Origin of the sequence: Rouxiella silvae (assembly GCF_002093625.1) — a bacterium.
GTDB classification, from domain to species: domain Bacteria; phylum Pseudomonadota; class Gammaproteobacteria; order Enterobacterales; family Enterobacteriaceae; genus Rouxiella; species Rouxiella silvae.
Map to the genome: position 1 here is coordinate 20,823 of NZ_MRWD01000065.1, position 9,468 is coordinate 30,290.

Here is a 9,468-nt window from a genome sequence, read left to right on the forward strand (position 1 = left end):
ATTTCTTACCTCGTTGCATCAACTGCCTTGATGAGTTTGCCTCAACGATACGCGTGAGTGCGCTTTTCTGGAATACCTATTCCAGACCCTATGCCGATAAATTGCAGACATTGAGTCCATGACACGCCTAAAAAAACCTTCATTAGGAGCGGTTGTTATGGGTAAAACACTTGAAGAGATGTTGGCGAAAGAGAAATCGGACGTTGTCGCAAAAGCGCAGGCTGGCGCAGAAGAAATTCTAATCAGCATTAATCATGGTGAGCTGCGTGAGCGGGTGCAGAAAACGCAGGTTGAAATGGCACTGGCTGTAGGCATTAAACAGCCCACCGAAGCGGGCATGGAAAAGCCTGGCATGAACCTCAAAATGTCTTCCCTGAAACGCCACATTGAGGCAGCAGCAGGAAAGCCTCGGCTTGAGGTCGACCTTCCAGACGGCACTCACTAGGGTTTTACGGTGTAAATTGCACATCCGCTGTACGCTTCAACGATAAGGGTATTTCTGCAACGCCGGCAGTGCTTCAATTTGCTCTGTGAGCTTTACGATATGCGGGAAGTCATAGTCGGCAAACACTTGCGGGATTTTCGACTGGATAAAGCTCCACACCACGGCGGTGGTCACTGAAACTTGGTCGATGCGCTCGGATGCCTTCCTTGCCGCTAGGGCAGAATCCCAACCTTTACAGGCGGCCAGTAGCTGCTGGGTAACGCGATCAACCCAAGGCTGATGCTGTTTTTCATCGGGCCGCAGCTTGTGTTCATAAACGAACTGCACCGCTTTTTCGCTGGCCGCCAGCGCCAGTCCTAAAAGCTGTAAATCTTCGGCCAACCTCTCTGCACCTTGTGGCAGAAGCTTATGCTCGGGCGCCGCCAGCGTTTCGAAGAAGTCAATAATCAGCGTTGACTCCATTAAACGTTGACCATTTTCCAACTCTAAGGTCGGTGCTTTTACGACCGGGTTGATTTTGATGAATTCGTCAAAATGAGTAAACACCGACAACGGACGATGTTCAAACTTCACGCCATAAAGTTCAAGCGAAACGGCCACGCGACGAACGTAGGGTGAATCCAGCATACCGTACAATTTCATTGGCTCTCCTGCCTGCTGTAAAAGTTAAGTTGATAGTATTGCGAACAAATCTAAAAGTACAAGGGAACACGTTATACTCGAATTTAACTTTATTACTGAGGAGCCGGAACGATGGAGCTAGACTGGCACAGTGCAGTTCTTACTCGTGCGACGATCGTGGATAAAAATTATAAAAACACACAGAACGTGCGTCGCTTCCTGGTTGAGCAATGCGGGGAGAGCTTTCGGTTCGATCGTGATTTTATGGCCTGGATAAAAAATGATACTCAAAAAACCTTGGGTGATGTGGTAGAGGAATGGAAGCGCAGGCAGTGAGGGGCTATCTAAACTGTCGTCTCAACGCCTGCAAGGCGCATCCTTAGGCAAATAGGGATTGTTGTCGTGCTGTTAGGCGTCGAGAATTTTCTATCGCAGTATTTGATTCATTCACCGCAGGCACGCGAGTTCAGACTTTCCGAGCGGCCGACGATCTCCAATTGAATCAAACACGCCCTAAGCACGCCGAACGCATCCTGGCACTGGCGTTCATCCACGCAGGCGTAGCCTAACAGCAGTCCGCGTCGCTCTTGCTGATGCATATAATATTGCGACAAAGGCCGTACTTTAACGCCACGCTGAAGTGCCAGAGCGGCAACAGCCACATCGTCACAGCCCGCAGGGAGATTTATGACCAGATGCAACCCTGCTTCATGATTAACCCGCGGCATAAAATCCTCGCCTAAATAGCGTTCAATCAAACGGGTCAAAAAACGGCGTCGCTGGCTGTAGAGTTTACGCATACGGCGAATATGCGCTACGTAATGTCCTTTTTGAATAAATTCTGCCAGCGCCCGCTGCACCAGCAGGTGTCCACCTCGATATAGCTCCGCCGCTGCCACCCGCAGAGGTTGCGCTAATGCTTTTGGCACCACCAGATAACCAAGGCGCAGTGCCGGATAGAGCGTTTTACTGAAGGTGCCCATGTAAATGACCGGCGCGTCAGGTTCAAAACCTTGCAGCGAGGGAAAGGGCTGACCTGCAAAACGAAATTCACTGTCATAGTCATCTTCGACTAGCCAGGTTTTATGTTTTCGCGCCAAATCTAGCAGCTGTTTTCGCCGTTCAAGGCTGAGATGTACGCCAAGAGGATATTGATGTGAAGGCGTAACAAAAATCATTTTCGGCGCGCTGGTTCGCGGCGGTAGATCAGGGACAATGCCCTGTTCATCGACTGACATTGCCATAATTTTCAGCCCGTTGATGCGCAAAAGATTACGTGTCCCCCAATAACCCGGTTCTTCTATCCATGCCATATCGCCCGGATCGCACAGCACACGTGTCACCAAATCCACGGCCTGATGAATGCCTTCGGTGATGATGATTTGATCAGCATCCGCCCGAACTGAACGTGCAACGCTGAGATATTCTGCCAACGCCTGACGCAGATGCGGGCAACCGCCATTACTGCTGTAGATCAGCCTGTCTATATCAGGCTCTCGATTAAGCCGCGCTTGAATTTGGCTGAAAAGTTTATGTGGAAACTGGGTGACATCAGGGGCTCCTGGCACAAAGGCACCCCATTGATACGGTGAGGCGTTGGCGTGCCCTAATAGCGATGCACCACGCTTGGAGATAGCGGCTCTTTTAGCGATGAGCGGCAGGCTGATATCGTCACTGCGCGGGCTATTTAAACACCTTTCCGGCAACGTCTCGGCTACCCAGGTGCCGCTTCCGGTTCGCGCAGTGACGTAACCCTGTGACATCAAATTTTCATAGACGTTAAGAACGGTATTGCGAGATACCGACAGCTCGCGGGCCAAATCGCGCGTAGCCGGTAATCGCGTGGCGCGTGGAAATATCCCTTCAACGATCGCAGCCTGCATACAGGTTAGCAGACGTTGTTGCAACGTCCCTTCCGGTAAAGACTGCAAACGTCCTAATACATGATCGGCGTACAAACTCCGCAATTGGATCCCCCCTTTTCTACAGAAGTGGCTCTGGCAACAAACCTTAGCACAGGGATAAATAAGCGTGTTTGTCGTGATTTGTAAAGACCCCTATTGTTAAGGAAAAATTATGGATGGTAAGAATAGCCAATTGCAACAGCGCAAAGATGACGCACTCCCACGCGGCACCGGAAATCTTTGCCAGTGGTATGTCGAACAAGCAGAAAACGCTACGATTCGTGACGTTGAGGGTAACAGCTGGATTGACTTTGCAGGCGGTATCGCGGTGCTGAACACCGGCCATCGCCATCCACGCATTGTTAAGGCGATAGTAGATCAGTTAGATAAATTTACGCATACTGCATTTCAGGTCACGCCTTATGAGAGCTATGTTGCGTTGGCAGAACGCATTAACAGCGTGGTGCCTATTGCCGGTAAAGCCAAAACTGCCTTCTTTTCGACCGGTGCCGAAGCGGTAGAGAATGCCGTTAAAGTGGCACGCGCAGCAACACGTCGTCACGGCATTATTACTTTTGGCAACGCCTTTCACGGCCGCACCTTCATGACCCTGGCTATGACAGGTAAAGTCGCGCCTTATAAACGTGACTTTGGTCCAATGCCCGCATCCGTTTGGCATGCGCGTTATCCGAATGGGGTAACCGGCATCAGCGTTGAAGATGCTCTTGCCAGCCTGCAGGATATCTTCACGCAGGATATTGCACCGCAAGACGTGGCGGCGATTGTGCTGGAGCCGGTGCAGGGGGAGGGGGGCTTTCACATTGCTCCGCCAGAGTTCCTTACTCACCTACGTAATCTGGCCGATGAACACGGTATTCTGCTGATTGCCGATGAAGTGCAAACGGGCTTCGCGCGCACCGGAAAACTCTTTGCGATGGACCATTACGATGTCAAACCCGACTTGATCACCATGGCAAAAAGTCTGGCAGGCGGCATGCCGCTGTCGGCGGTAAGTGGTCGTGCAGAGGTCATGGACGCACCAGGTCCCGGTGGCCTTGGTGGCACTTACGCTGGAAACCCGCTGGCAATAGCGGCAGCGCATGCGGTGCTTGATGTTATCGACGAAGAGCAGCTCTGTGAACGTTCGATACGACTCGGCGCTCAGTTGGTCGATTTCCTAAGCAGTGCGCGTGCCAACTGCTCCGCCATTACTGATATCCGCGCACTGGGCTCGATGGTCGCCGTGGAGTTTTCACAGGCGAAAACGGCTCAGGCAATTCAGCAACAGGCAATGGCACAGGGTTTGCTGCTGTTGACCTGTGGTCCAAAGGGTAACGTGATCCGTTTCCTCTATCCGCTCACTATTCCTGATGCGCAGTTCAGCAAGGCGTTGGACATCCTCAGCGGTGTATTGAACCCCTATCAGGATTCATAGACCTTCCTCAATTTGCCCAGCCCGCGCTGCGGTCTGGGCGACTCACCTGCCGCCGCCGAGTTGTAGGGTGCGCAACCCGAGAGACAATCTGGAGAATAACAATGAGTTCACAGAATGCCGATGTGCTGGCGCAAGGCCTAAAGCCGCGTCATGTACGGATGTTATCAATTGCCGGCGTCATTGGTGCCGGACTGTTTGTCGGTTCCGGCCATGCGATCGCTGAAGCGGGCCCCGCAGTATTGCTGGCTTACATCGCGGCCGGTGCGCTGGTGGTATTAATTATGCGCATGTTGGCTGAAATGGCGATTGCCTCACCCGATTCTGGATCCTTCTCCTCCTACGCCGACAAATCATTGGGCCGCTGGGCTGGCTTCACCATTGGCTGGCTTTACTGGTGGTTCTGGGTGTTGGTTATTCCGCTCGAAGCCAACGCGGCAGGCACGATTTTACACAGCTGGTTCCCGCAGGTTGAAATCTGGGAATACACGCTGGCGATCACCACTTTCCTGACGGTGACCAATCTGTTTAGCGTGAAGAATTACGGTGAATTCGAGTTTTGGTTTGCACTACTGAAAGTGGTGGCTATTGTCGCTTTCCTGATTGCGGGCAGTCTGGCGATAATGGGTCTCATGCCCGGTAGCAGCACCAAGGGTATTTCAAATCTTTATGCTACCCAGGGCTTTATGCCAAACGGTATCAGTGCGGTACTGGCGGCCATTCTCACGACGATGTTCTCATTTATGGGCACCGAAATTGTCACTATCGCTGCCGCCGAATCGCGCGAGCCAAAAAAACAGATCACCCAAGCCACCAATTCGGTTATCTGGCGCATCACGCTGTTCTATCTGCTGTCTATTTTCATCGTGGTTGCCCTGGTACCCTGGAATACGCCCTCGCTGATGAAGGCGGGTTCGTATCAAACCGCGATGGAAATGATGAATGTTCCGTATGCGCGCCAAATCGTCGATGTGGTGGTGCTGATAGCGGTGTGTAGCTGCCTTAACTCTGCACTCTACACGGCATCTCGCATGCTTTATTCGCTATCACGTCGTCAGGATGCACCCGCCGCAGCTTCCCGCACCACGCGCAGCGGTACGCCTTGGGTTGCCGTTATCGCCTCGACTGCTGCCGCATTTCTTGCGGTGATTTGTAACTATCTGGCACCCGCCGCAGTCTTTGAATTCCTGCTCGCAAGTTCAGGCGCCATTGCTTTGCTGGTCTATCTGGTGATTGCCGCCTCACATTTGGTGCTGCGAAAAAAACGCGAGGCGTGCGGCGAAACACTGAGCTACCGCATGTGGCTATTCCCAGGATTGACGTGGGCGACCATGACGTTCATCGTCGGAATACTCATCGCGATGCTGTTCAATCCGCAACACCGTCCTGAAATCATTGCTACTGGTCTGTTAACGCTCGCCGTACTGGTCACCAGCCGTATTGTGCATCACAAACGTTCGGCGTGTAAAAATGAGGAAGCGAACGAGGAAGCATTGGCGCTGCGTTCATAACGCTGGATACGCTTGGCAAGAAGCCCGCTTAAGTTTCCTTAAGCGGGCTTCTCTAATGACTGACGGTGAGCTAAATTCCTTTGTGTTCTTTCTTTTATTCCCTGAATCCATTACCCAAGGGGGTAGGTTCGGGAGGATCTTAATGCATTACAAATGAGTGCCAAAGGCCCATTCATCATTTCAGTTTTGATCATACTCTCGTCATGGCAACAACTGATGGAAAATGCGAAACCGTGTAAATAATCGGCCAGCAAATCTAGGCCGTCTTTTTCGGTTTTTTTGGGTAGAGCTAAAGGAGAAACTGTAGTGGCATAGTTAATTTAGCCACCTGAATAGAGGTGATATCATCGCCTCATAGTCAAAACAGGTGACATTATGACCGCACGTAACAGACGCAATTTTAGCCCCGAGTTTCGCCTCGAAGCTGCCCAGCTTGTACTCGATCAGCATTACACCGTTGGCGGGCAACAAAGTTAATGAAAGAACTTAATCTCATCAGTTGTCAGCAGCCTGGTCATCAATATAAAAAGGCGTCTAAGGAACACGTAGAGATCCCCAATTATCTGGAACGCCAGTTTCCCCGTAACAGAGCCTAATAAGGTCTGGTGCAGTGATGTGACTTATATCTGGGCGGGTAAACGCTGGGCTTATTTAGCCGTTGTGCTTGATCTATTTTCCCGGACTCTGCACTGACAGGTAAAGCGCTGTCCATGGCCTGGGAAGCGCGAGGAAAGCCCGCTAATTTGCTTTATCACTCGGATCAAGGCAGCCACTATACCAGCTGGAATTTCAGACAGTTACTGTGGCGACATCAGATAAAGCAAAGCCTGAGTCGCAGAGGGAGTTGCTGGGATAACAGCCCCATGGAACGTTTTTTTAGAAGTCTGAAAACGGAGTGGGTACCGGATAATGGATACGTTAATTTTAGCGAAGCCAGGACAGCGATAACGAATTACATAACGAGATATTACAGCCAGCTCAGACCTCACTAATATAATGGTGGTTTGACGCCAAATGAATCAGAGAGATTGTTCTGGAAAAACTCTAAAGCCGTGGCCAGTTTTGCTTGACCACTACACGTCCCCAAGGCCAGATCAGGCTGGCCAGTGGCGAAGATATGCATCATTTCCTGACTCAGTGCTGATTAAGTCAGTCTTGTAGCTGTCCGATCTTCGCTCTCAGCAGACCTTCAGCGTCACGTGTTAGTCTGGGACATTGTTTACCCACGTAGCCATGGGGTTATCGTAAGTCCTGTGAGCAACCCTTCAGGGCTAAGCAGACGAGTAACTGTTTGCCCCCAAGGCTCCATGCGGTTAGCCACCAACAGGCGATAACCCTTCTCGCTCAAAATGCGGGTAGCTGAATCGAGATCCTGTACCTCATATTCAATCCATCCCTGCGGAATTGGGTATTCGGTTGGCCACTGGTCAGCGCCAAAACATGAATTTGCGGCCTGTGATAACGGCCAGACGGCAAAATGCTTAACGCCCTTCAGCATACTTTCTTCCGAAAGCAGGTAATCGCAGTTACCCTCCATTGGCTTAAGCGGTAGACCGAGTACCTGCACATAAAATTCGGAGCTGGATTCAGTATTCTGCGAGATGGGGCCAACCCCAGCGATAAACAAGACTTCAATTCCTGCTAAATTCTGCGACATGCCTGCTTACCTAATTGTCTGAAATTGGCTCTTAAATTTATACTATGACTAACTGAATCACCACGTCTAATATCGACCCGTTGAACTCACAGCCAAAAGCGGACATTACGAACAGTAAAGTTAGTTAATCAAGGGGGAGCAGGTCAACGGCATCAGCCTCAAAGAGTTTTAATGTGATCTAAAGCGTCGAGGTCTCTAAGATATTTTCCATCCTCATGAGGGGGACGCCCAAACAAACGTCTACATTCACGGCTAAACTGAGAAGGGCTACCGGCAGTAACCGGTGGGGAGATCCCCGTGCAAGATTACTACAGGGTGCTGACTGGCAGGCAAACCGGATTAAGGTTTATCGTTCTTTGGGGCACCCGACAGACCCGCAGGAAGCAATAAAATCTCTGGGTCATCAGCTTGATAGTCGTTACAGACAGGTTGCTGCACGTCTTGGCGAAAATGAGGCTCTCGAACTCGATGTTTCTGGCCCGAAGCCCCGGTTGACAATTTCTCCCCTCGCCAGTCTTGATGAGCCGGACAGTCTGAAACGACTGAGCAAAATGGTCAGTGATCTGCTCCCTCCGGTAGATTTAACGGAGTTGCTGCTCGAAATTAACGCCCATACCGGATTTGCTGATGAGTTTTTCCACGCCAGTGAAGCCAGTGCCAGAGTTGATGATCTGCCTGTCAGCATCAGCGCCGTGATGATGGCTGAAGCCTGTAATATCGGTCTGGAACCACTAATCAGATCAAATGTTCCTGCACTGACCCGACACCGGCTGAACTGGACAAAAGCGAACTATCTGCGGGCTGAAACTATCACCAGTGCTAATGCCAGACTGGTTGATTTTCAGGCAACGCTGCCACTGGCACAGATATGGGGTGGAGGATAAGTGGCATCTGCAGATGGAATGCGCTTTGTTACGCCGGTCAGAACAATCAATGCCGGACCAAACCGCAGATACTTTGGTAATAACAGAGGGATCACCTGGTACAACTTTGTGTCCGATCAGTATTCCGGCTTTCATGGCATCGTTATACCGGGGACGCTGAGGGACTCTATCTTTGTGGCTGGCAGAACTGGTGACCAAAGGACATCTGAGACCATTAAAAGAGGCGTCAGAAGCAGAAAACGTTGCTTACGTGAGTTTTCGTTCCACTGAGCGTCAGACCCCTAAAGCTACCATCTCCTGACTACACCGCCAGATGCCTTTCGAAAATGCCCACAGCTCCGTTGGAGCCATTATTTCCGTTATATTCTCTATCAGGCCGTACATGTTATTATTAATCAGTCATCGTAAACCACATGGTGGTTGAACTATGGGACTCAATGTTCCACACATAAATAGTAAACTTAATTTATTCCTATACGGGATAAATTATTTTATGAACAGAAAAAGCATAGTGAGAAACAGTCCCATTAAACTGATAAAGGTGGCACGCTTCATTCATAAGTGAAGTATAAAGAGACTCCCCCATCACCTTCTGGAATAATGCCCTATTTAAATATATTAAATCATAAAATTTAAACTGTCTCTTTAATTCTTCATCGAAATTATAAAAACCGTCAATAACAAAACCGCTTTCAGTCAATGCTACGCATAATGGATCGACCTTTACAAGCTTGCTATCTGGATATGTTTTCATCCAGTTAGTGAAGGCCATCCGTCCACCAGGTTTCATAACTCTTGAAAGTTCTTTGCTGAGTTGATTATAGTTACTAGCGTGCTGAACGCAATCCAGACCAACTAGAATATCCAGGCTATTGCTGTTGTAAGGCAAATGGTTGAAATCCGCCACATCAAAATTAATTTTTTTATCAAAATGATTATTTTTAGCCATGTTAATTGCAACGGGGCTTATATCTGTTGCAGTCAAAGAACAGTTTAAGGCGTCAGATAATAACT

Annotated in this window: 8 protein-coding genes and 2 pseudogenes; 6 read left to right on the top strand and 4 right to left on the bottom strand. The window is 49.9% G+C overall.

The features are described 5' to 3' along the window. Positions 1 to 157 precede the first annotated feature (157 nt). Complete coding sequence (locus BS639_RS20955; RefSeq protein ID WP_084984229.1) at positions 158 to 445, top strand: transcriptional regulator; 288 nt, start codon at positions 158 to 160, stop codon at positions 443 to 445. Positions 446 to 481: 36 nt separating this feature from the next. Here BS639_RS20955 and BS639_RS20960 read toward each other — a convergent pair whose 3' ends face one another. After that, positions 482 to 1,087 (bottom strand): glutathione S-transferase family protein, encoded by a 606-nt coding sequence (locus BS639_RS20960; RefSeq protein WP_084984230.1) that lies wholly within the window; start codon positions 1,085 to 1,087, stop codon positions 482 to 484. 111 nt (positions 1,088 to 1,198) lie between these two features. Between BS639_RS20960 and BS639_RS20965 the strand changes: the two genes are divergently transcribed. Continuing rightward, positions 1,199 to 1,402 (top strand): DUF6434 domain-containing protein, encoded by a 204-nt coding sequence (locus tag BS639_RS20965; RefSeq protein WP_055783682.1) that lies wholly within the window; start codon positions 1,199 to 1,201, stop codon positions 1,400 to 1,402. Positions 1,403 to 1,509: 107 nt separating this feature from the next. On the opposite strand, the gene pdxR is transcribed toward BS639_RS20965, so the two are convergent. Further along, positions 1,510 to 3,033, bottom strand: coding sequence for a MocR-like pyridoxine biosynthesis transcription factor PdxR (pdxR, locus tag BS639_RS20970; protein WP_173882122.1), 1,524 nt, complete (start codon positions 3,031 to 3,033; stop codon positions 1,510 to 1,512). A 109-nt stretch (positions 3,034 to 3,142) separates the two neighbouring features. On the opposite strand from pdxR, the gene gabT reads away from it, so the two are divergent. The 3 genes and pseudogenes from gabT to BS639_RS20990 all read left to right on the top strand — a co-directional run. After that, positions 3,143 to 4,405 carry a 4-aminobutyrate--2-oxoglutarate transaminase gene (gabT, locus tag BS639_RS20975; RefSeq protein WP_084984232.1) on the top strand — a complete coding sequence of 421 codons (1,263 nt, stop codon included), beginning with the start codon at positions 3,143 to 3,145 and terminating at the stop codon, positions 4,403 to 4,405. A gap of 95 nt (positions 4,406 to 4,500) precedes the next feature. After that, positions 4,501 to 5,913: a GABA permease gene (gene gabP, locus BS639_RS20980; RefSeq protein ID WP_233427736.1), complete on the top strand. Its 1,413-nt coding sequence runs from the start codon at positions 4,501 to 4,503 to the stop codon at positions 5,911 to 5,913. A gap of 449 nt (positions 5,914 to 6,362) precedes the next feature. Then, positions 6,363 to 6,983: pseudogene (locus BS639_RS20990) on the top strand (IS3 family transposase); the annotation flags it as partial. Between the two features lie 149 nt (positions 6,984 to 7,132). Here the strand turns inward: BS639_RS20990 and BS639_RS20995 are convergent. Continuing rightward, entirely contained in the window at positions 7,133 to 7,570 is a 438-nt protein-coding gene (locus BS639_RS20995) for a VOC family protein (protein WP_084984234.1), read from the bottom strand. A 275-nt stretch (positions 7,571 to 7,845) separates the two neighbouring features. Between BS639_RS20995 and BS639_RS21000 the strand changes: the two are divergent. Further along, positions 7,846 to 8,658, top strand: a pseudogene (locus BS639_RS21000) (Tn3 family transposase); the annotation flags it as partial. Positions 8,659 to 8,926: 268 nt separating this feature from the next. Here BS639_RS21000 and BS639_RS21005 read toward each other — a convergent pair. Beyond that, on the bottom strand, positions 8,927 to 9,468 hold a 542-nt coding region (locus BS639_RS21005; protein WP_139804165.1), incomplete at its 5' end, for a class I SAM-dependent methyltransferase.